Genomic DNA, 21,214 nt, shown 5'->3' on the forward strand with positions numbered 1-21,214 from the left:
GGCTCACCAGACGTGCACCACCGGCCGCCGGGCCGCGTCCGGCTCGGCGCGGCGTAGCATCAGCCGCAGCCTCGGGACCGACAGGACCGCCGGGTTGGCCAGCCCGGCCAGCTCCGCGACGAGGTGCCGTTCGGGCCAGGGGCAAGACAGCCGCGGCACCACTCCCGTGTGGTCGCGGGCGGCGAGCAGCACGCCGACGACGGCCGCCGGAACGTCCCGGTCCGCCGTGCGCAGCACCCGCCGCCCGTCACGGATCTCGCCGTTGACGCGCCCCGGCACGACGCCGGCGGGCGGCCCCGGGTCCACGACGAGCCGCAGGGCGTGGTCCAGCGCCGAATGCGAACGCGTCGCTGCCCCGTCCTGCAGCACGATCCACAGCGGCCGGGCGTCGGCCGCCTCGTCGAGCAGCAGCCGGGCGGCGGGGGAGAGGAAGGCACGGTAGGGCACGCCCGCACGGTGCCACCGGGCCGCCGCCTTGCCTACCGGTCCTGACGGAATCCATATGCCCGCGCCCAGATCTTCACGAAATCCTGACGGCGCAACCGTTTCGGCGTAGAGATTGTGTCAGGACCCTTGGCGGGGCAGCGGGGCGGTGCCACCGTTGCCGGCATGACGCTCACCCACATCATGCCGTCCCTGCGCTCGTCGCTGCCTGCCCATCTCGACGCCGGTGTCTGGCCGCCGACCGCTCGCTGGGGCGCCGACGGGGATCTGCAGGTCGGCGGCGTCAGCCTCGCCGCGCTCGCCGCCGAGCACGGCACTCCCGGCTACGTCGTGGACGAGGCCGCGGTCCGGGACCGGTGCCGCGCCTACGCCGCGGCGTTCGGTCCCGATGCTGTCGCCTACACCGCCAAGGCGCTGCTCAGCTGCGAGGTCGCCCGTTGGGTCGCCGAGGAAGGGCTGGCGCTGTACGCGGGCTCGGCCGGCGAGGTCCGCGTCGCCGAGCTCGCCGGCTTCGACATGACCCGCGTGACGCTCTACGGCAGCGCGAAGGCCCCCGAGGACCTCGAAGCCGCGTACCGCGCCGGCGTCGGCACCATCGTGGTGGAGTCGCTGGGAGAGATCACCCGGCTCGCCGCGGCCGCTCCGGAAGGCCAGCGGGTGCTGCTGCGGGTGCTGGCCGGGCCGGAGCCCGCCGGCGGCCACGATCGCCGCTTCGGCCTGCGCGTCGCCGGCGGGGAGGCCGCGGCGGCCGTCGCCCGGATCGCGGCCCAGCCCCGGCTGCGGCTGGCCGGGTTCGACTGCTCGATCGGCCACCAGCTCAACCGCTTCGGCCGCTACGAGCGCGAGATCGGCCGGCTGTGCGAGTTCGCCGCCGCGATGCACCGTGCGCACGGCGCCGGCTTCGAGCAGCTCAACCTCGGCGGCGGGCACGCCGTCGCCTACCGCCCGGCCGAACTCGACCTGGCCCTCGACGCGTTCGCCACCCGAATGCGCGCAGTGCTGCACCTCGAGGCCGGCCGGCACCGCCTGCCCGCCCCGCGACTGACCGTCTCGCCCGGCCGCGCCGTCGTCGCCCGCGCGGGCGTCACCGTCTACCGCGTGCTGGCCATCGCCCGCACGCAGGGCGGCGAGCGGCTCGTGGCCGTCGACGGCGGCATGTCCGACTGCCCGGCCACCGCGCTGTGCGGCAGCCGGCACAGCGCGGTGCTCATCGGCCGCGCCGCCCGCGCCGACGTCGGCCCGGCAACCGTGGTCGGGCGGCACAACGACACCGACGACGTGGTCGTCCCCGATGCCGAGCTGCCGTCCGACGTCCACCCGGGCGACCTGCTCGCCGTCGCCGGTACCGGCGCCTACCACCACGCCCTGGCGAGCAACTTCCACCTCGTCGCGCGCCCCGCCCTGCTCGCTGCCGCCGACGGCCGGGCCCGGGTGCTGGTCCGCCGCGAGTCCCTCGACGACCTGCTCGCCCGCGACCTTCGATGAGCCCTGCGGCGCACGCTGGTCGTGGCATCGGCGGCGGCACGTGTGACGAAGCAGTATTTCGTCCTCGGCTGAGACGGCGAGGTGGTGGTCGCCGAACCTCCGACGCGGCTCGGGCCAGCGGATGCCTGCACGGCTGATCAGTCTGCGCGCCGCCTGAGCGCCACCGCCGGCGCTGCCGGGCGTGCCGGTGGCGGCGGGCCGCCGGCGGGGGGATCAGTGCGGGGCTCGGCCGGCGCCGGTGAGGTTGACTTCGAACCAGACGTCTTTGCCGTCGTCCGGGTGTAGTTGGACGCCCCACCCCGCCGCGATCGCCTCGACCAGGATAAGGCCCCGGCCGTGGTCGAGCTCGGCACCGCTGTTGCGGATGACGAGGGCGCCCGCGCCGGCGTCGTGGACGGTGACCCGCAGCGTGGTGGAGGTGCAGTCCAGGTGTACCCCTTCGAGGCCGCCGCCGTGCCGGACCGCATTGGTGCACAGCTCGCTGAGCAGGAGCTCCACGTCGCCGGCGAGGTCCGCGCCGGCCGGGTGATCGAGCAGGCCGGGCAGGGCCTCCCGGACCCAGGTGCGGGCCGCTGCGGTCCCCGCGATGTCGGTGCTGAGCTGCGGCTGCCAGCGTGCCGAACGACCCGAGCGCCGCGCCCGCGGCGCAGACCGGCCGGCCGTGTCCGAGGGATGGGCCTGCTGGTGGGTGTCCGGTAGGTCGGGCTCGGCGTCCACGGCACTCCCTTCCGCTGCTCGCTGTGCTGGTAGGGGTACCCGGATCATCGGCCGCCACGCATACGGGCCGTGGCGGTGTACGGCAACGGCGAGGGCCGGAGGCATGGCCACATCATCGTGCGTCGGATCGCGGGCGGCTGATCATCTGCTGGTGACGCCGGGCGGTAATGCTGCGAGGATGGCCGGATGGACCTGCGTACCCAGCATCACATCGCGTTCGCGTTCGCGGTCGCCCCGCCGGTCCGGTGGTGATGGCGGCCACGACGGGTTCCGATAACGGGGCCGATCTCGCCACGTTCAGCACGCCGGCCCTCGTCGGGCCGCGCGCCACCGACGCGACCGGCCACTCCGCGCTGGTCAGCCCCCCGCCGGCCACCGCTCACGCCGTCGCGGTGTTCGCCGGCACGCTCCTGTGAGCGAGGCGGACGGAACCACCCCGACGGCATGCGAGCCGGCTTCCCCGTCGCCGGACGCCACGTTCACGGCGATGCTGGAGGACAACACGGACGATCTCTACGACAACGCGCCGTGCGGCTACCTCTCGACGCTGCTCGATGGCACCATCGCCAAGGTCAACGCCACCCTGCTCGGCTGGCTCGGCTACCACCGCGACGACCTCGTCGGCCGGCGCCGGTTCAGCGACCTGCTCACCGTCGGCGGCCGGCTCTACCACGAGACGCACTACGCGCCGCTGCTGCACCTGCAGGGCGAGATCCGCGGCATCGCCCTGGAGCTGCGCACCGCCGACGGCGGCCGGCTCCCGGTCCTGGCCACCTCGACCGTCAAGACCGGCGCCGAAGGCCAGCCGCTGCTGATCCGCACCACCATCTTCGACGCCCGCGACCGCCGCGCCTACGAGCAGGAACTGCTGCGGGCCCGGCAGGAGGCCGACCGCGACCGGGAACGTCTCCGCCGGCTCGTTGCGGACCTGCAGCGCAGCCTGCTGCCGGCCGCCCTGCCCACGCCGCCGGGCATGGACACCGCCGCGTACTACCACATGGCCTCCGCCGACGAGGTCGGCGGCGACTTCTACGACCTCGTCCCGCTCGCCGACGGCCGCTGGGAGTTCTTCCTCGGCGACGTCTGCGGCAAAGGCGTCGACGCGGCCGCGGTCACCGCCGCCGCGCGCTACACCCTGCGAGCGGCGGCGGTCTACGACCCGACCCCGGCGGTGGCGCTGGCCAACCTCAACCAGGTGCTGTACCAGGACTACCTCAGCAGCGCCCACCGGTACTGCACCGCCATCTTCGGCATCCTCACCGCAACCGGGACCGGCTACACCGCCACCCTGGCCAGCGGCGGCCATCCGCCCGCCCTGCTCATCCGCGCCGACGGCACCGCCGAATACCAGCCCACCCCCGGCGGCACCGTGGTCGGCATGCTCCCCGACGCCCGCTTCGCCAGCCGGACCGTCCGGCTCGAGCCGGGCGACACGCTCCTGCTGTACACCGACGGCCTGACGGAGGCCCGAACCGGCCGCCGTACCCGCTTCGGCCCCAGCGCCCTGCGGACCTTCGCCACCGGGCAGCCCGCCGGCAGCGCCACGGACCTCATCGGCCGCCTCGTGGAACTGCTGGCCACCCTGGGCGATGGTCTGGACGACGACGTTGCCCTCATGGCCCTGTCCGTGCGACCACGACACGCCAACGACGAGGCGCCACCGGACGCGGCCTGAACCGGGCGACGGACGCCACGAGACCTGAGGCTTCGGCACGCCGTACTCATGGGCGGATGTACACCGCCATCCGTCCGGCCGGCCTGAAGCCGTTCCTCTCGTAGAACGCTGATGCGTCGCTTCCCGGGCGGTCAGCAGCGCGGTATCGAGTACATTCCATGCGTGCGCTTCGCTGCTGTGTTTTCTGTCGTGGTGTTGCTGGCCGCGGGCTGTGGATCCGCTGCCGCACCGACGGCCGGGTCGAGTGGCGGCGCGGGCGATGCGAGCGCGAGCGCGGGGGCGAGTACGGTGCCGACCGGGCCGCCGTTCGCGATGCCGGCCGATTACGCCCAGTCGCTCAACGGCGGCGGCGTGGACCTCAGCGGGACTCAGCCGGCCGACGGCGTGCTGCGCAGCCCGTTCATGCAGCTGAAGCTGAAGCGGACCCGGGTCACCGACCGGCTCGAGCCGCTGGAGCACGAGCACCTGCGGGTCAGCGATGAGGACACGGCCAACCGGGCGCTGGTGGCCGCGCCCGGTCATCGGCTGGTCGTCGCTCAGCTCGACACCGGTCCGCAGAGCATGAACGGCTCCTGGAGCAAGGACCCGATGATGGAGGGCGGCACCGACAAGGCGGAGGTCCGCCTGGTCGTCGGCGACCGTCGGCAGTTGCTGACGCCCCGCCCCACTATCGGCACCATCTTCCTGGTCAGCGCGGCCGACGGCGTGCCGGTGCGCCTGGAGCTGACCGACCAGGGCATCACCCAGCAGATGGACCTGCGCACGGGCGCGACCGTCCACGCCGGCAGTGCGGTGCTGTATCACGGCGACATCAACCGCCCGAGCGTCGGCTATGCAGGCACGGGCACGGTCACCCGTGGCGGCGCGACGGTGCAGGTCAACGTGAAGATCAGCGCGGGGCGGATGGTCTTCGAGGCGTGGGCGCCCGGGGTCGGCTGGGCCAAACCGGGCCGGGCCTGGCTGATTCTCGGCGTGACCGCGACCTCCGACGGCTTCGACGGGTACACCAAGGGCGGCACCCTGGGCGTGTTCTTCGACATCCAGAACTCGTCGACCTACACCCTCGTGCTGCCGGGCGGCCAGCAGATCCGGGCCCGCGCCGGCAAGGACTCGACAACCACCTTCGGGGGTACCTACTCGTCCGCGACGCCCGTGATGTTCGACGTTCCCGACTCGCTGCGCACCGCGACCCTGCACATTGCGCCGAGCGGCACGGTCGAGGCCGTCCAGCGCGACGTGCGGTACCCGTCGAACTGGGCGAAGGCGCCCGCGGCCCAGGACTTCCCGATCGACCTCGGCTAGGGCGGCGGTTCGTCGTCGTATCCGCCCGCCGGGGGAGGCCGGCGGGCAGATCCGCCCACGGATGGACGGAGTTCCCACCCGGGCCGGACGCGGCCGCCCCGCGGGGTTCGTAGCGTCGCCGGCATGGATCTGGATGACGAAGCGGCGGTGCTGGCGACCTGCGACGCCGGCAAGCGGTACGGGCGCCGGTGGGCACTGTCGGCGGCGACGGTGCGCGTCCCGGCGAACAGCGTGGTGGCCCTCGTCGGGCCCAACGGGGCCGGCAAGACGACCCTGCTGCACCTGGCGGTCGGGCTGGCGCGACCCGACGCGGGTCGGGTGACTGTCCTCGGCCGGTCGCCGGTCGCCGCGACCGCGCGCGGCGATGTCGGGTTCGTGGCCCAGGACAAGCCGCTGTACCGCCGGTTCCGGGTCGGTGAGCTGTTACGCATGGGCGCCGCACTGAACGCCCGGTGGGACCAGCGCTACGCCGCGGGCCGGCTCACCGGGCTTGGCATCGACCCGCGCCGGCGCGCGGACACGTTGTCCGGCGGCGCGCAGGCGCAGGTGGCCCTCACGCTCGCCCTGGCCAAACGGCCACGCCTGCTGCTGCTGGACGAGCCTGCCGCCGCGCTGGACCCGGTGGCCCGCCGGGCGTTTCTCGACGGCATCGCCGACGAGGCCCGCACGCAGGGGATCACCGTGCTGCACTCGTCGCACGACGTGGCCGAGCTGGACCGGGCCTGCGACCACCTGCTGATCGTCAAGGACGGCACGGTGGTGCGGGCCGGGGCGATCGCGGAGCTCGTGCCCGCCGGGCAGGGCCTCGAGGCCTTCGTGCTGTCCGTGCTCGGCGGCGGGGGTGCGGCATGATCTGGATGGCCTGGCGGCAGCACCGTCTGCATCTGCTCGCCGCGGCGGCCGTGGCCGTGGTGGTCGCGGCCGCTTTCCTGGGGATGCGTGGTGCGTTGATGACGTATCTGCGCGACAGCGGGCTCGCCGTGTGTCTGGCCCAGCCGGCGGAGGGCTGCGGCAACCTCATCGGCGGGCTGCGACAGCAGTACCCGGGCCTGCTCGACGCCTTCCCGTACCTCACGTTCGCGCCGGTGCTCGCCGGCCTGTTCTGGGGCGCGCCGCTGGTCGCCGGCGAGGTCGAGCACGGCACGCACCGCCTCGCCTGGACGCAGGCGGTCAGCCGGCGGCGCTGGCTGTGGACCAAGGTGGCGCTGCTGGGCACCGGCTGCCTCGCGGCGGGCCTGGCCGTCGGCGCGCTCGACCGCTGGTTCCTGGAGCCGTACTTCCGGGCCGGTGCCGTCAGCCCGGTGCAGCGCAACTGGGTCGGGCTGCTGGGGGTGGGGCCGGCGGTGTTCGCGGTGTTCGCGTTTGCGGTGGGCGTACTGGCCGGCACCTACGCCCGCCGGAGCTTGCCCGCGATGGTCGCCACGCTGGCGGTCTTCGTACCGCTGCGCCTCGGCTGGGAGCAGCTGCGCTACCGGCTGCTGTCGCCGGTCCGGGTCGTGTACCCGATCGGCGCCGCCCGTCCGGCCACGGTCGCCCGGCAGGATTGGCGGCTCGACCTGACCGGCACCGCCGGCCCGGACGGGCAGCCGGTCCCCGACGGCCAGATCCGGCAGTGGTGCGCCGCCGTCCCGCCGGGCAAGGGCGGGCTCGGCGAGTGCCTCGCCACGCACGGCGTGCAGCAGGTCGACTGGTTCGTGCCGGCCGATCGCTTCTGGCAGCTGCAGGCGCTCGACGCCGCAGTCTTCGGCGCCGCCGCCGCGGTCCTGCTGGCGATGGCGGCGATCCGGGTCGTACGGCGGGTCGGCTGAGTCTATGCTCGCGGCGATGGCACGACTGGCGAGGCTGATCCGCCGGGCGGGGTCCGCGCCGCCGGACGCGAGCACCGCCGGCGTGCTGCTCGTCGTCGCGGCCGTGCTGGGCGCCGTTGGAACCGATCCCTTCCCGTTCGGGGTCCTCGCCGCTGCGGCGGCGACGGCATGGCGGCGTGGCTGGCCGACCGCGGTGTGCGCCACGGTCGGCCTCGGGACCGTCGTGGCGTTCTGGGGCCCGATCTCCGACAGCCTCGTGCTGGTGACGGTGGCCTGCCTGGTGCTGGCCTGCTACAGCGCCGCCGTCCACGCCCGGCCTTCGTGGCCCGGCCCGCTGCTGCTCGCCGCCGCGGTCGCGCCGTTCGCCCGGAGCAGCCGGTTGCCCGTACCGCAGCTCGCAGTGCCGTTCCTGATTCTCGGCGCCGCCTGGTTCGCCGGCGCCGCGGTGCGCTCCCGGGCCCGCACCGCGCAGGCGTGGCGGGCCGAGGCGGCCCGCACCGCCCACGAGCGCGACACGGCCTACGCCGACGCCGTGCGCGACGAACGCGCTCGGATCGCCCGTGAGCTGCACGACGTCGTGACGCACCGGGTCAGCGTCATGGTGATCGCGGCCGGCGCGGCCCGGACGTTGCTGCCCGGCGAGCCCGGCCGAGCCGTCGAGCAACTGCGGACCGTCGAGGCCGGCGGTCGCGACGCACTGGCCGAGCTGCGCGGCCTGCTGAGCCTGCTCGCGAGTGGCGACGACGACGCCGGCCCGCACCCGCAGCCCGGCCTCGCCGCGCTGCCCGCGCTCGTCGCCGCCGTCACCGACGCGGGCCTGCCGGTCACCTACCGGGTCGAAGGTGTACCGCGGGACCTGCCGCCGGGTGTCGAGCTGACCGCGTACCGCATCGTCCAGGAGTCCCTCACCAACTCGCTGCGGCACTCCACCCGGGCGGGCACCACGGTGACCGTCGGGTTCCACGCCGACCGGCTCGCGCTGGACATCGCGGACACCGCGCCGGCGCCCCACGGCGGGGCCGAGGTTGCGGCCGCCGACGGCCGCGGGCTCATCGGCATCCGCGAGCGGGTCGGTCTCTACGGCGGGACGGTCACGATCAGCGATGGGCCGGGCCGGCCGTACGCGATCCGGGCCGCGCTGCCCCTGCGGCCCACGGGGCAGTCGTGATCCGTGTCGTGATCGTCGACGACGACCCGCTGGTGCGCACGGGCCTCGGCATCATCCTCAACGCGGCGCCGGACATCACGGTCGTCGCCGATGCGGCCGACGGCGCCGCGGGAGTCGAGGTGGTACGCCGGGAACGGCCCGACGTCGCCCTGCTTGACATCCGCATGCCGGGCACCGACGGCCTGAGCGCGGCCCGGGAACTGCTGGCCGGCTCGGCGCCGTGGAAGATCCTGATGTTGACCACCTTCGACCTCGACCAGTACGTCTACGCGGCCCTGCAGGCCGGGGCGAGCGGCTTCCTGCTCAAGGACGTACCGCCCGAGCGGCTGGTCTCGGCCGTCCGGCATGTGCTGACCGGCGACGTGCTGCTGGCCCCGGCCATTACCACCAGGCTGGTCGCCCGGCACAACCGCGCGGCCCCTGGCCGTGCGCGGGCCGGCGGCGTCGACCAGCTCACCGCCCGGGAACGCGAGGTGCTCACCCTCATCGGCCAGGGGCTGTCCAACGCCGAGATCGCGGCCCATCTGGTGCTCGGCGAGGCGACGGTGAAGACCCACGTCGGGCACATCTTTGCCAAGCTCGGACTGCGCGATCGGGTCCAGGCGGTGATCGCCGCGTATCAGGCGCGGCTCGTGTAGTGCTGCGCCGACGTCATTGGATACAGGGACGGCGTGGTGTGGCCGGTGCCCGCCGGTCGTCGGGGTGGCCTGCTGCTGCACGCCGCCGGGCCGCGATACCGTCGCCGGCCAGAAGCTCCCGCGCGTCGAGCGCGATCTGCACCTCGGAGCCGGTGGCGACCAGGATCACGTCCGGGGGTGACGCCGGCGGTATCGGCGAGAATGTAGCCCCCGCGGGCGGCGTCGGCCGGGGCGTAGCCGTCCGGTCCGCGGTCCAGCACGGGGAGGTTCTGCCGGGTGAGGGTCAGGCCGGCGGGCCGGTCCGTGTGTCCCAGGACCACTCCAGCCGCTCGTCGCAAGAAGTGAACCAGCACCGGGACGGCCGCCGTCGGATCAGCAGCCAGGTCGCTTCGGCCGGCGGACCTCGACCCGTCCCGGCGCAGGAGAGCCGGTCGCGTACGGCAGCTCACGACCGATCTCGAGCTGGCGGGTGTCCGGAGGGCGGCGATCGCTCATCCGCGCTCCGGGTCTGGCGCCGTGGGTAACGCCGTCCATCGGCCGTTCAACCCCGGCCACGGCCGGCCATCTTGTCCGGAGCGACCGGGCGCTCGGGCGGGTTGGATACGAGGTGCGCGAGCAGAGACAGGCTCACCGCAGCGTCGCTGCCGATGGCCGCGGTCGCGACGACGAGGCGCTGGCCGGGCGCGAGCGGGACGGGCAGGGTCTGCTGGGTGACGGTGAGCTCGCCGACGAGCGGGTGGCGCATGGTGTAGTCGGCGATGTCGCAGTCGCGGACGCGGTGGTCGGCCCATAGCTGCGCGAACTCGGCGCTCTCGATCGACAGCGTGCCCACGAGGTTGCGCAGGGCCGGGTCTTGCGGGTCCTGCCCGATCAGAAGACGGAGATTGCCGACGACTGCTCGCGCCTTGGTGGGCCAGTCGACGTACAGGTCGCGCAGGTGCTGGTCGAGGAACACCAGGCTCGTCATGTTCGGGCGGCTTCCGGCGTGGCCCGGCGCCTCGACCGGTAGATGACCGGCAAAGAAGGCATGGCCGCACCGGTTCCAGGCCAGCACGTCGTTGCGGCGGCCGAGCACCAGGGCCGGTGCGTCGCCGATCGCGGCGAGCAGGTGCAGTGTCTCCTCGGTCACACGCTCCGGCGCGCCGCGGGACGGTGCCGGCGCCGGCCGCGGCGGCCGGGCGAGCGCATGGAGATGACGCCGCTCCGTTTCGGTGAGGTACAACGCCCGGGCGATCGCGTCGAGGACCTCAGGGGAGGCGTTGAGCGACTGTCCCTGCTCCAGCCGTGAGTAGTACGAGAATCCGACCCCGGCGAGCTGCGCGACCTCCTCCCGCCGGAGCCCGGGCACCCTGCGGCGCTCACCGTAGGTGAGCAGCCCGACATCCGGCGGCTGCAGTTGCGCGCGTCGGCTGGCCAGGAAGGCGCCGAGGGGTCCTGGATCACTCACTCCCCGAGTGTGTGACACAACGCCTGTGGGAGCCAACCCCGGGCAGGGATAGCCACGGCGGGGCGTGGCCGTTGCCTGACGAGCCGGGCAGCCTCGGAGCCGTCGCCGCGCGCCGCGGCGGCCGGATCGGAGGCAGTGGACAGATGGATGAGTTGCAGGTCGGTGACGCGCGGGTAGCCCGCCTCGTCGAGTTCTCCGCGCCGGTAGGGCTCAGCACAGGGGAGTTCTTTCCCGGCTCGGACCCGGCGCTGTGGCAGGAGGCGAGCGATTGGCTGGTGCCGGATTTCGTGGGGCCCGACGGTCAGGTGCGTACCGCCGTGCAGACCTGGGTGGTGCGCAGCGAGGGCAAGGTGGTGCTCATCGACACCGGGCTCGGCAACGACAAGGAACGTCCGTACGTGCCGGTGTGGTCCAGGTACTCCAGCGACTACATCGAACGGCTGGCCGCGCTCGGTGTGGCCGTTGCGGACGTGGACGTCGTCGTCAACACGCACCTCCACCTCGATCATGTGGGCTGGAACACCCGACTGGACGGACGCGACTGGGTGCCGACGTTCCCGAACGCGACGTACTACGTCCATCGGGCGGACTACGAGTTCTGGGACCCGCAGGGTCCGCACGTCCCGGGCTTCGGGCGGGGCAATCAGAACGCTTTCGAGGACAGCGTGGCCCCGGTAGCCGCGGCCGGGCAGCTGCAAGTGTGGGACGGCGAGCGTCATCGCATCGACGCCTCGCTCACCCTGTGCCTCGCCGCGGGGCACACCCCCGGCTCCGCCGTGGTGACGCTGCAGTCGGCGGAGGAGTCCGCGCTGTTTGCCGGAGACCTGCTGCACAGCCCGCTGCAGGTGTCCCAGCCGCACCTCGCGAGCTGCTTCTGTGAGGACCCGGCGCGCGCCTCCGCCACCCGTGAACGCTTCCTTGCAGACGCGGCCGACCGCCGTTCCCTGATCCTGCCGGCGCACTTCCGAGGTACCGGCGCGCCCCGGATCACCCGCCGTGATGGCCGTCCGGCCATCGACGGTTGGGAGCCGATTCGGACCAGCACGGTCACCGGATGATCCGGCCCCGCCCCAGCGCCTTGATCGCCGAAGGGACTGCATCCATGCTCAAGACCATTCGCATCGCGTCGGGCGTGCTCGTCGTCGCGTTGACGGTCACGACGGGCTCTGTTGCGGCCGGGTACGCCGCCAGCCCGCCGCTGTCCGGCCCGGCGCTGATCGCCCACTTCGACCTCGGGCAGGGCCAGCTGCCAGAGAACATCGTCGACGAGCCCGGCGGCAGCGTCGTGGTGACTTTCGCTGCCAGCCGGCAGCTTGCCCGCGTCGACACCACCGGCCGTACACGAGTGCTGGCAACGCTGCCCGCCCCGACCGAGGAGGAGGGAGCGCACACACCGGTGCTGCACTTCCCGCTCGCTACCGGTCTCGTCCGGTCAGGCTCTGGCGTGCTGTACGCGTTGTACGCCGCCGGCAGCGCCTCCCTCACCGGTCAGGGCGACACTGTGCTCGCCGCCCTGAACCAGCCGAACACGGTTGCGCTGGTGGCGCCCGGCCGCGCGGCGAGGACCGTGCTGACCGCGGCGGACGGGCTGCAGGGCCCGACCGCTGTCGCGGTACACGGCAATCGCGTCTGGGTGGCGAGTGCCGCGTACAACACCCAGACCGACCCCAACCTGCTCACTGCCCGGCTGGATCTGCGCTGAGCCTCGTCAGGAACGATGACCAGTCGCTGGCTCGTCGTGGCCGTCGGGACGGTCGCGACTCAGCCAGCGGCACCAGGTCCGCCGCCCTCGACGACGAGGTAGGCGGACCTGGTGCGGGCCTCTCGGACAGGATTGTGCATCTGAAGGCCGAACATTCGACGCGCTCGCCTGTCCGGCGTGGCGTGTGTGGTCGGGCCGGACAGGCGTAGGGTAGGCCACGCTGCTCCGGACCCCGGTGGCCGGCGGTCCATCCGCGATGGACGAGCGCCCACCGACCGAGGTTGTCGCATGTCGAGCATCCCTGCCGATGTCCCCTCCACGATCCCTTCGCCGGGGATACGTCTCGTAACACCCACCACCGCGCTCACCCGACGAACCCATTCGGCCGACGCGTCGCTGGCGACCGAGCGGCTGCTACGCGCCCGTGATCGCCTTCCCGTCGGCGATCCGGTCCGGGTATCACTGCGCACCCAGGCGATCGTCGGAATGCTGCCGCTGGCCAGGCGGCTGGCGTGCCGTTATGCCGGACGCGGAGAACGCATCGAGGACCTCGTCCAGGTCGCCGCCCTGGCTTTGGTCAAGGCCGCCGACGGATACGACACCACGCGGCCCGGGTCCTTCGTCGCCTACGCGGTTCCGACCATCGTCGGCGCACTCAAGCGACACTTCCGGGACACCATGTGGGTCATGCGGGTGCCGCGTGCCACCCAGCAGCTCACGGTCGAGCTGCGGACAGCGACCGGCGACCTCGAACAGCTGCGCGGTCGTACCCCTACGCTGGCCGAACTGGCCACACACTTGGACGTCAACATCTCCAGGCTCACCGAGGCGATCGGCGCCTCGCACGTGTACCGGCTCAAGTCCCTCGACGCGGGCCTGGCCGCCAGCGACGGCATCGAACTCAACGACCTGGTGGGGGTCGTCGACCCGCGGTTCGCCGGCGTGGACGAGCGGCTTTCGCACGGACAGCTCGGCCGGCTCGTCGCGGCCCTGCCCGCCCGCGAGCGGCGCATCCTGGCCATGCGGTTCACCGACGAGATGACTCAGGCGTCCATCGCGGGCGAGCTGGGTATCTCGCAGATGCATGTCTCGCGCCTGCTGCGGCACTCCCTGCACCAGCTCCGGGCCGGCATCGCGGCCCCGTCCGACGCCCCGGTGACCGTCAGCGCCCGGGCATGATCTGGACTGCGGCCAGCCGCGTGCAGCGTGTGCGCGGGGCCACGGCAGGGCAGGGCGCCGCGCAGCGACGCGGCGACAGCCGTTCGGTATGAAGTGGCGATGAACTACGGTCGCTCACCGCTGGCGTCAGCGAGCGGGTTTCGGCTTGGGCGGGGGAGCTGTTCGGTACCATCGACGACGGCTTGTGCGAGGTCGGAGAGGCGACGGTTGCGGTCGCGGGCGGTGTGACGGAGCAGGGTGAACGCCTGGTCGAGGTCCACCCGGAGGCGCTCGGCGAGGACGCCCTTTGCCTGCTCGATCACGACCCGGCTGTTCAGCGCCGTTTGTAGTTGGAGGGTGACGATATCGCCCTGGCGGATGGCGCGTTGTTGGAGCAGCCCGATGGTGGCGATGTCGGCGAGGGCCTTTCCGGCCCGCAACCGGTCGTCGTCCAGCGCGCCCGGTTCGACGCCGAAGAGGTTCAACGCCCCGATGACCTGTGCGCGCAGGCGCATCGGCAGCGCATGAACCGAGACGAACCCGACCTCGGCCGCGGCGGCGGTGAATCGGGGCCAGCGGCTTGCGGAACGGATGTCCGGCACCGACACCGGCTGTCCGGTCTTGAAGCAGTCGACGCATGGTCCCTGGTCCGTCTGCAGCTGGAACAGCTCCAGCAGTCGCGTCCGCTCCGACGAGGCCGCGACGAGCTGCAGGGTGTCCAGCTGATCGGTGAGCAGGATGCCGGCGGCCGAGACCTCCAGCAACTGCACGCATCGTTCGGTCAGCACGTGCAGGAAATCGATCACGTCGAAGTCGTCGACGAGCGTGTCCGCCATCTCGACGAGGACATCGGCTAGCGCGGTCTTGGCCATCTCACGCATCCTCGTCAAGCATAGAGCCGTCGGCTCTCGGCCCGATACGGTGTCGAACCGACCGCGAACGGTCGACATGAGCAGTCAATCCTCATCGGGTCCATCGCCTTCGAATCGACTGCCGTGGGCCGTGTCATCGCGATGGAACCGCAGCCGGCGCGCGACCACGTCACGGGCAACGTCCTGCAGACGCCGTTCATGAGCGTACGCGTGGGCCCGAAGCCGGGCCGAGGCAAGGGCCACCGTCACCCCCAGCTGGACGCTGACCATGCCTGTGGCCTGGTGTACCTCAGGATGTTGCAGGCCGATCGGCTCAGAGGCAGGCCCCGGCAGGTCATGCTCGGCCGTGTCGAGCAGGACCGCGCAGGCCGTGTCCGCCAGGACCAGCGCATCGAGCAGCCGATCCCGATGCAGCTCACCTGGTTCGGTTCGGTAGAGGTCCAAGACTCCGAGGCGGACCGCGCCTATCCGCAACGGCAGCGCGAAGACCGCGTGGATGCCGGCCTGCACGGCTGCGGGTGCGAAGACGGGCCACCGCGCCAGGCTTTGGCTGGAGCGCAGATCAGGGGCCAGAGCCGGAGCGCCGCTGAGGGCGTCGATGCACGGTCCTTCGCCGACGGACAAACTGAGGTCCTCCGCCTCCGAGGCGATCCGGCTACTGCTGTACAACGTCTCACGCGGGCTGGCCACGAGCGCGACGGCAACGGCCGCTCCGTCCGTTCGGGTCGCGGCAATCGCCGAGGCACAGACATGCTCGAGGGCCACTGGCCGCGGTCCCGCCTGCGCGGCGATCATCCGCCAGAGCCGCATCCGCCGGGCGGAGCTCACCGGACTGTCCGAACCGGACGTCCGCGTGCCAACGATGCGGTCATAGGAGCCGCCTCCGATACCCGAACGGTTTCGTGCGGCCGCGACGGGCGGCAGCGCAGGACAGGGTCCGGATCGAACGCGCCCGACTCCTCGGCGGCTGGTCACCTTCGACCCTACGCCCCCGCTACGGCCCGGCGGCGCGGGCCCGACGGGCCGTTGCGAGCCGGACAGGCTGGTCTCCGCATGCCCGGTCGACAGGAGCAGATCGACGCTGCAGTGCCCTCCACGCCGTCGTACGTCGCTGTATGTGGTGATATCGGCGCGGGTAATCGCATGCGATCAGGCGTAAGGTGACATTGTCACCCCAGACCCCGGTGGCTGACAGTCCGTCGCCGGTGGAGCGTCGCCTCCGCACGAGGTCGGTTCGACGGGCCCCGACACCAGGCAGCCGCCAGCAGGCCGGCGCGAGGAGCGCGGGCGCCGCCGACAGTTCCCGGACCGCCGCGCGGTGGTGGTTCCAGCTACGGATGTTGAGCCGCCGGCACGGTAACGGTGGCCGTTCCCCGACCGCTGAGCCGAACAGGCCGGCCGCCCCGCCGGACGAGCCGGCAGGGTAAACACACCGACCACCTCCACGCTCCGGCCACCAGCCCAACCCAAGGACGGTTGCTATGCCCACCACCACAGTCCAACGCGCCACGGTTGTGGCGCCATTACCGCCGTCGACGCCCCGGGTAGCGCTGGCGCCGGCGTCGGGCGGCCGCACGGTCCTGGACGGGGCGTGGTGGCCGCGCTCGTGGGACCCGGTGGCCGAACTGCCCGGTCTTGTGCTGGCCCTGTCCGCCCGCTACGGCCCGGTCCGCCAGATCATGCTCAATGGCCTCGCCTGGCAGAGCCGATTCCGCCGGCTGGCGGTGGGTCCACAGGTAGTGCGCGTCGGCTGGTTCGCCAGCCTCGACCCAGCGCTGTTGATCGCGACGACCGATCGGGGCCACCGGGTCGACGTGCTCGTCGTGCCGCCCGGCACGGCCGAGGCGGCAGCCCGCGCCGTGATGGCGTGCGCGTCCGACCCGGCCAACACCATGGGGGCGCCGGCCATCCTCACCGCCATGCCCACGTCCGACGTCGCGGCAGCTGACGATGCCGACCCGATACCGATGTGGGACAACGAGGGGGGTCACCCGGTCGAAGCGTTCGAGCAGCCGCCGATCAGCCCTCATCCGCTCGCCGCCTCCAGCTGAGGAGCCAAGCGAGAGGACCGGTCAGGCCGTCTCTTGTATTCCGCGGGCGTAGATGGTGCACTTGCGTTAGCACTCGCCCTGTGTGAGTGCTAACCGGATGAGATGAAACCCCTGGATGGGGACCGTGTGACGCGGTCATCGCAGGTCGGTCCGAGCGGTGCCAATTCCGGCACGACGATGAAGAGGACGACGCAGATGGCCAAGTTGATCGTTTTCGGGGAAGAGGCCCGTCGCGGCCTGGAGCGGGGCATGAATGTCCTCGCCGACACGGTGAAGGTGACGCTGGGCCCGAAAGGCCGCAACGTCGTGCTGGACTCGACGTGGGGCGTCCCCACCATCACCAACGACGGCGTCAGCATCGCCAAGCAGATCGAGCTCGACGACCCTTACGAGAAGCTCGGCGCCCAACTGGTCAAGGAAGTCGCCAGCAAAACCGACGACGTGGCCGGTGACGGCACCACGACGGCCACTGTCCTCGCCCAGGCGCTGGTGCGGGAAGGGCTGCGCAACGTGGCCGCCGGCGCGAACCCGATCGCGCTCAAGCGCGGCATCGAGCAGGCCGTGGTCGCGGTGACGGAGGCGTTGGTCCACCAGGCCCGGGACGTCGAGACCAGGCAGCAGATCGCCGCTACGGCGTCGATCTCGGCCGCCGACCCGGTGATCGGCGAGATGATCGCCGAGGCGATGGACAAGGTCGGCAAGGACGGCGTCATCACGGTCGAGCAGAGCAACACCTTCGGCCTCGAGCTCGAGCTCACCGAGGGCATGCGCTTCGACAAGGGATATATCTCCGGGTACTTCATGACGGATCCGGAGCGGATGGAGGCCGTTCTCGAGGATCCGTACGTGCTCCTCGTCGAGAACAGGATCTCGAAGCTGGACGGCCTGCTCCCCATCCTGGAGAAGGTCATGCAGGCGGGCAAGCCGCTGCTGATCATCGCCGAGGACGTGGACGGTGAGGCGCTGAGCACCCTCGTCGTCAACAACTTGCGCCGTACCTTCACCTCGGTCGCGGTCAAGGCGCCCGGGTTCGGTGACCGCCGCAAGGCCATGCTGGCCGACCTCGCCACGCTCGCCGGCGCCGAGGTGATCAGCGATGCGGTCGGCCTCACGCTGGAGAACGTCACGCTCGACATGCTCGGCCGGGCCCGCAAGGTGGTCGTGACCGTCGATACCACCACCATTGTGGACGGTGGCGGTGACCCGGAGCAGATCCAGGGCCGGATGAAGCAGCTCCGCGCCGAGATCGACGAGAGCGACTCGGACTACGATCGGGAGAAGCTGCAGGAGCGGCTGGCCAAGCTGGCCGGTGGTGTCGCGGTCATCAAGATCGGCGCGGCGACCGAGGTCGAGCTCAAGGAGCGTCAGCGCCGCATCGAGGACGCCGTCCGCAACGCCAAGGCGGCCGTCGAAGAGGGGCTGCTGCCGGGCGGCGGGGTCGCTTTGGTCAACGCCGCGGCCAGCGCGTTCGGCAAGCTTGACCTGACCGGTGACGAGGCCACCGGTGCGAACATCGTGCGGGCCGCTATCACCGCGCCGCTGCGGCAGATCGCGATCAACGCCGGCCTCGAGGGCGGTGTGGTGGTGGAGAAGGTCAACTCCCTGCCGCCGGGCCACGGCCTCAACGCTGAAACCGGGGAGTACGTCGACATGATCGAAGCCGGTATCGTCGAGCCGACGAAGGTCACGCGCTGCGCGCTGCAGAACGCCGCGTCGATCGCCGCGCTGTTCCTGACCACCGAGGTACTTGTCGCTGACATGCCGTGACAGTGTGCGGCGAGTGGATGCCGCCTCGTCACCGTCGCCGGCTGGGCGGCCCCGTCCGGCCCGCTCGGGGCGGGCGGCGGGCGGGCCCACGGTGGGCCGTGGTGCCGGCCAACCTGATCCGGTCTCACTAAAGCTGCGGGACTGGCGTTGCCGGCCCGACGGGGCCGGACGACTGGGCGGCGTGAGGGCGGGCGCGCCGACCGGGTGTGACAGGCGGGGCCGCGGCGGCGGCGAGCCCGTGACGCCTTGACGTCGGCAGGCGCTGCAGAGCTGGGGATGGCGAACGGCTGCATTGTCATGTTCGCCTCTTGCCGCTCATGGGCCGCTGTGCGCGCAGACAGCACCGGCGATGCCGCCGCCGGCAGTCGGCGTGCTCATCCGCCATCGCCTACGCGCCGGCTGAGCGAACCCGATGATCCGGGAGGAACCGGCTTCAGGGCGCGCTCGCCGGGAGTGGCCTGCCATTGGGCGGCACCGGCCCCGGTGCTGTCGCGGATGAAGCTTCACGCGCCAGGAACGCGCCGAGCTCGCCGATCGTGCTCATCAACGGGGCCGGGAACACCACGGTGGTGTTCCGGTCGACGCCGATCTCGACCAGGCTCTGCAGATTCCTGAGCTGCAGCGCGAGCGGATGGGCCATCATGACGTCCGCGGCGGCGCCGAGCGCGTCCGCGGCCATCGCCTCCCCCTCGGCGGCAATGATCTTGGCCCGCTTCTCCCGCTCCGCCTCGGCCTGCCGGGCCATCGCCCGCTTCATGCTCTCCGGCAGCTGGATGTCCTTGAGCTCGACCAGCGTCACCACGACGCCCCATTCCTCGGTGGCCACATCGAGGATCTGGCGGATATCGACGTTGATCCGGTCGGTCTCCGACAGCGTCTCGTCGAGGGTGTGCTGCCCGACGACCTTTCGCAGGGTGGTCTGGGCGATCTGGTTGATCGCTGCGCCGACATTCTCAATGGCCACGACCGACTTCACCGCGTCAGCGACCCTGAAGTACGCCACGGCGGACACGTCGACGCTCACGTTGTCCTTGGTGATGATGCCCTGTGACTGGATCGGCATCGTGACGATCCGCAGGCTCACACGCTGCAGGACGTCGACCAGCGGGATGATGACGGTCAGGCCCGGTTCCCGGACACCGATAACTCGGCCGAACCGGAAGAGCACGCCGCGCTCGTACTGCTTGACGACCCGTACGGCGAGTGAGAACAGCAGGAGCAGCAGCAGGATCACAGCGATGACGATCCACACGTACGGCATGCGATGACCTCGATCGGGGGGACGCGTCCTCGAGTAACGGATTGTCAGCCACCGGGGTCCAGAGCAGCACTGTCACGCTACACCGGTTCACCCGGATCGCCACGAATCTCCATCCGGGTGCCCGGACGCGGACAGCGCGCTGCTGCAGCGTCGAACGGGGCACGATCGAGTGTCCGCGTCGCTCGGCACGACGCGTACACTCAGTGCGCTGCTCCAGACCCCGGTGGCTGCTGACCTGTCATCCATTGACTCGTCCCCACCGTCGAGGGGTCTCTGACGCCCCGCGCGTATGACTCGTCGCCTGTCCGACTTCGCTCCCCATCGATTGAACGATGATCGGAACTCGCAATGGCAGTGACGTATGGACTCCTCAGTACCCACCCGCCGACCCGATGCGGGTTGGCACCTTCAACGCTGCCCTGGCCGAACAGCTGACCGTCGTCGGAGGGTCCGGCGGGATCGTGCGGGTTGTCGCCGCCGGCGAAGACCTGCGCCCCGGCCCGGGCGTGGTGCACACCTGGCGGGCCGGCAGCGAAGCCGGCTGGCTGCATGCGGCGGAGACACTGCAGACCTTCGACATCGTTGTTGTGCAGCACGAGTTCGGCATCTACCCAGGCCCCGACGGCGGAGACATCCTGCCGCTGTTGCGCCGGCTCACGGTGCCCAGCATCGTCGTCCTGCACACCGTACTGAGCACTCCGACCCCAGGCCAGCGGTCGCTGCTGGAGGCCATCGCCCGCACCGCCGGGGCGATCGTCACCATGACCGGCACCGCCCGCGCCCGGCTGCTGCACGGCTACGCCGTCGACCCGGGCAAGGTCGTGGTCATCCCGCACGGCAGCGCCGCACACGGCGACCTCCCGGCTCCCCGTCGGGCCGGGCCACACCTGCTCACCTGGGGCCTGCTCGGACCGGGCAAAGGCGTCGAATGGGCGCTGCGGGCCGTCGCGCTGCTGCAGGACCTCGACCCGCCGCTGCGCTTCACCGTCGCCGGGCAGACCCACCCCAAGGTCATCGCACGGCACGGCGAGGTGTACCGGGCCGGTCTGCACCGCCTCGGCGCACAGCTCGGGATCGCGCACGCCGTGGAGTACCGGCCGGAGTACCTTGACGAGGAGACGCTGGGCCGCCTCATCCGCTCGGCCAACGTGGTGGTCCTGCCCTACGACTCGACCGAACAGGTCACGTCCGGCGTGCTCACCGAGGCGGTCGCTGCCGGCGTCCCCGTCGTCGCAACCACGTTCCCGCACGCTGTTGAGCTGCTCGGCGACGGACGCGGGCTGCTCGTACCCCACCGAAACCCGGCCGCCCTGGCGACCGCGATCCGGCGGGTCCTCACAGACCCTGCCATGGCCACCCGGCTGTCCCGGTCCCGCACGCCCGCCGTGCGGTGGCCGGCAGTCGCGGCACAATACGCAGCGCTCGCGGCCGAACTCCTGGCCGCACCGGCGACAGGTCACGGCCGTTTGCCCCGGCCCGCCGGGTCTCGGCGGTGAGCCGGGCGGTTCTGGCCACGCGGAACCATCTGGAGCTCGTAACGACCCCCGGCGTGTGATCGTCAAGCTGTTCATGCCCGGCGAGGACGCCGTGCTGCTCCAACGCCGACAGCTATGCGACCGCCTTTCCCGCCGACAGCCTGCTGCAGCAGCGGGTGCTGTGGCCCGGCACGGCACCTCGCGCCAAGCCGCAGCGACGGCGGGACCATCGGCCTCATCGCCC

The 21,214-nt window shown here is 72.0% G+C and carries 21 protein-coding genes; 14 read left to right on the plus strand and 7 right to left on the minus strand.

The annotated features are described in order from the left end of the window. Positions 1–3 precede the first annotated feature (3 nt). Complete coding sequence (locus ACPPVO_RS20975; RefSeq protein WP_426512893.1) at positions 4–447, minus strand: hypothetical protein; 444 nt, start codon at positions 445–447, stop codon at positions 4–6. Between the two features lie 162 nt (positions 448–609). Between ACPPVO_RS20975 and ACPPVO_RS20980 the strand changes: the two genes are divergently transcribed. Continuing rightward, on the plus strand, positions 610–1,929 hold the full coding sequence (locus tag ACPPVO_RS20980) for a diaminopimelate decarboxylase family protein (RefSeq protein WP_426512894.1): 1,320 nt from the start codon (positions 610–612) through the stop codon (positions 1,927–1,929). Positions 1,930–2,142: 213 nt separating this feature from the next. On the opposite strand, the gene ACPPVO_RS20985 is transcribed toward ACPPVO_RS20980, so the two are convergent. Continuing rightward, on the minus strand, positions 2,143–2,646 hold the full coding sequence (locus ACPPVO_RS20985; RefSeq protein WP_426512895.1) for an ATP-binding protein: 504 nt from the start codon (positions 2,644–2,646) through the stop codon (positions 2,143–2,145). Between the two features lie 251 nt (positions 2,647–2,897). On the opposite strand from ACPPVO_RS20985, the gene ACPPVO_RS20990 reads away from it, so the two are divergent. From ACPPVO_RS20990 to ACPPVO_RS21020, 7 genes are all read left to right on the plus strand, one after another. Next, positions 2,898–3,062, plus strand: coding sequence for a hypothetical protein (locus tag ACPPVO_RS20990; protein ID WP_426512896.1), 165 nt, complete (start codon positions 2,898–2,900; stop codon positions 3,060–3,062). 71 nt (positions 3,063–3,133) lie between these two features. Continuing rightward, entirely contained in the window at positions 3,134–4,321 is a 1,188-nt protein-coding gene (locus ACPPVO_RS20995; RefSeq protein ID WP_426512897.1) for a SpoIIE family protein phosphatase, read from the plus strand. A 288-nt stretch (positions 4,322–4,609) separates the two neighbouring features. Continuing rightward, positions 4,610–5,623, plus strand: a complete 1,014-nt coding sequence (locus tag ACPPVO_RS21000) for a hypothetical protein (RefSeq protein ID WP_426512898.1) — start codon at positions 4,610–4,612, stop codon at positions 5,621–5,623. Positions 5,624–5,746: 123 nt separating this feature from the next. Then, complete coding sequence (locus tag ACPPVO_RS21005) at positions 5,747–6,475, plus strand: ABC transporter ATP-binding protein (RefSeq protein WP_426512899.1); 729 nt, start codon at positions 5,747–5,749, stop codon at positions 6,473–6,475. After that, on the plus strand, positions 6,472–7,431 hold the full coding sequence (locus ACPPVO_RS21010) for an ABC transporter permease subunit (RefSeq protein WP_426512900.1): 960 nt from the start codon (positions 6,472–6,474) through the stop codon (positions 7,429–7,431). Before ACPPVO_RS21005 ends, ACPPVO_RS21010 begins: the two co-directional genes overlap by 4 nt. 16 nt (positions 7,432–7,447) lie before the next feature. Beyond that, positions 7,448–8,599, plus strand: coding sequence for a sensor histidine kinase (locus ACPPVO_RS21015; protein ID WP_426512901.1), 1,152 nt, complete (start codon positions 7,448–7,450; stop codon positions 8,597–8,599). Further along, on the plus strand, positions 8,596–9,237 hold the full coding sequence (locus tag ACPPVO_RS21020) for a response regulator (RefSeq protein WP_426512902.1): 642 nt from the start codon (positions 8,596–8,598) through the stop codon (positions 9,235–9,237). The genes ACPPVO_RS21015 and ACPPVO_RS21020 overlap by 4 nt, the downstream gene beginning before the upstream one ends. A gap of 13 nt (positions 9,238–9,250) precedes the next feature. Here ACPPVO_RS21020 and ACPPVO_RS21025 read toward each other — a convergent pair whose 3' ends face one another. Together ACPPVO_RS21025 and ACPPVO_RS21030 are read right to left on the minus strand one after the other, a co-directional pair. Next, positions 9,251–9,406 (minus strand): hypothetical protein, encoded by a 156-nt coding sequence (locus ACPPVO_RS21025; protein ID WP_426512903.1) that lies wholly within the window; start codon positions 9,404–9,406, stop codon positions 9,251–9,253. Positions 9,407–9,778: 372 nt separating this feature from the next. Beyond that, positions 9,779–10,684 (minus strand): helix-turn-helix domain-containing protein, encoded by a 906-nt coding sequence (locus ACPPVO_RS21030; protein ID WP_426512904.1) that lies wholly within the window; start codon positions 10,682–10,684, stop codon positions 9,779–9,781. A gap of 71 nt (positions 10,685–10,755) precedes the next feature. Here ACPPVO_RS21030 and ACPPVO_RS21035 point away from each other — a divergent pair, with 71 nt between their 5' ends. The 3 genes from ACPPVO_RS21035 to ACPPVO_RS21045 all read left to right on the plus strand — a co-directional run bounded on the left by ACPPVO_RS21035 (position 10,756) and on the right by ACPPVO_RS21045 (position 13,565). Then, positions 10,756–11,742, plus strand: a complete 987-nt coding sequence (locus ACPPVO_RS21035; RefSeq protein ID WP_426512905.1) for an MBL fold metallo-hydrolase — start codon at positions 10,756–10,758, stop codon at positions 11,740–11,742. Then, a complete protein-coding gene (locus ACPPVO_RS21040; RefSeq protein ID WP_426512906.1) occupies positions 11,739–12,386 on the plus strand; it encodes a hypothetical protein in 648 nt (215 codons plus the stop codon). Before ACPPVO_RS21035 ends, ACPPVO_RS21040 begins: the two co-directional genes overlap by 4 nt. Before the next feature lie 288 nt (positions 12,387–12,674). Next, positions 12,675–13,565, plus strand: a complete 891-nt coding sequence (locus ACPPVO_RS21045) for a sigma-70 family RNA polymerase sigma factor (protein WP_426512907.1) — start codon at positions 12,675–12,677, stop codon at positions 13,563–13,565. Between the two features lie 104 nt (positions 13,566–13,669). Here ACPPVO_RS21045 and ACPPVO_RS21050 read toward each other — a convergent pair whose 3' ends face one another. Together ACPPVO_RS21050 and ACPPVO_RS21055 are read right to left on the minus strand one after the other, a co-directional pair. Beyond that, a complete protein-coding gene (locus ACPPVO_RS21050) occupies positions 13,670–14,416 on the minus strand; it encodes a GAF and ANTAR domain-containing protein (protein WP_426512908.1) in 747 nt (248 codons plus the stop codon). 84 nt (positions 14,417–14,500) lie between these two features. Continuing rightward, complete coding sequence (locus ACPPVO_RS21055; protein ID WP_426512909.1) at positions 14,501–15,244, minus strand: GAF and ANTAR domain-containing protein; 744 nt, start codon at positions 15,242–15,244, stop codon at positions 14,501–14,503. Between the two features lie 653 nt (positions 15,245–15,897). Here ACPPVO_RS21055 and ACPPVO_RS21060 point away from each other — a divergent pair. Together ACPPVO_RS21060 and groL are read left to right on the plus strand one after the other, a co-directional pair. Beyond that, entirely contained in the window at positions 15,898–16,467 is a 570-nt protein-coding gene (locus tag ACPPVO_RS21060; RefSeq protein ID WP_426512910.1) for a DUF5994 family protein, read from the plus strand. A 195-nt stretch (positions 16,468–16,662) separates the two neighbouring features. Then, the gene (gene groL, locus ACPPVO_RS21065) at positions 16,663–18,234 is read left to right on the plus strand and encodes a chaperonin GroEL (protein ID WP_426512911.1); all 1,572 of its coding nucleotides are present in this window, start codon (positions 16,663–16,665) and stop codon (positions 18,232–18,234) included. Between the two features lie 433 nt (positions 18,235–18,667). On the opposite strand, the gene ACPPVO_RS21070 is transcribed toward groL, so the two are convergent. Further along, positions 18,668–19,468 carry a slipin family protein gene (locus tag ACPPVO_RS21070; protein WP_426512912.1) on the minus strand — a complete coding sequence of 267 codons (801 nt, stop codon included), beginning with the start codon at positions 19,466–19,468 and terminating at the stop codon, positions 18,668–18,670. Positions 19,469–19,887: 419 nt separating this feature from the next. On the opposite strand from ACPPVO_RS21070, the gene ACPPVO_RS21075 reads away from it, so the two are divergent. Further along, on the plus strand, positions 19,888–20,991 hold the full coding sequence (locus ACPPVO_RS21075; protein WP_426512913.1) for a glycosyltransferase: 1,104 nt from the start codon (positions 19,888–19,890) through the stop codon (positions 20,989–20,991). Positions 20,992–21,214 lie beyond the last annotated feature (223 nt).

Source organism: Dactylosporangium sp. McL0621 (assembly GCF_049995355.1).
Taxonomy (GTDB): Bacteria; Actinomycetota; Actinomycetes; order Mycobacteriales; family Micromonosporaceae; genus Dactylosporangium.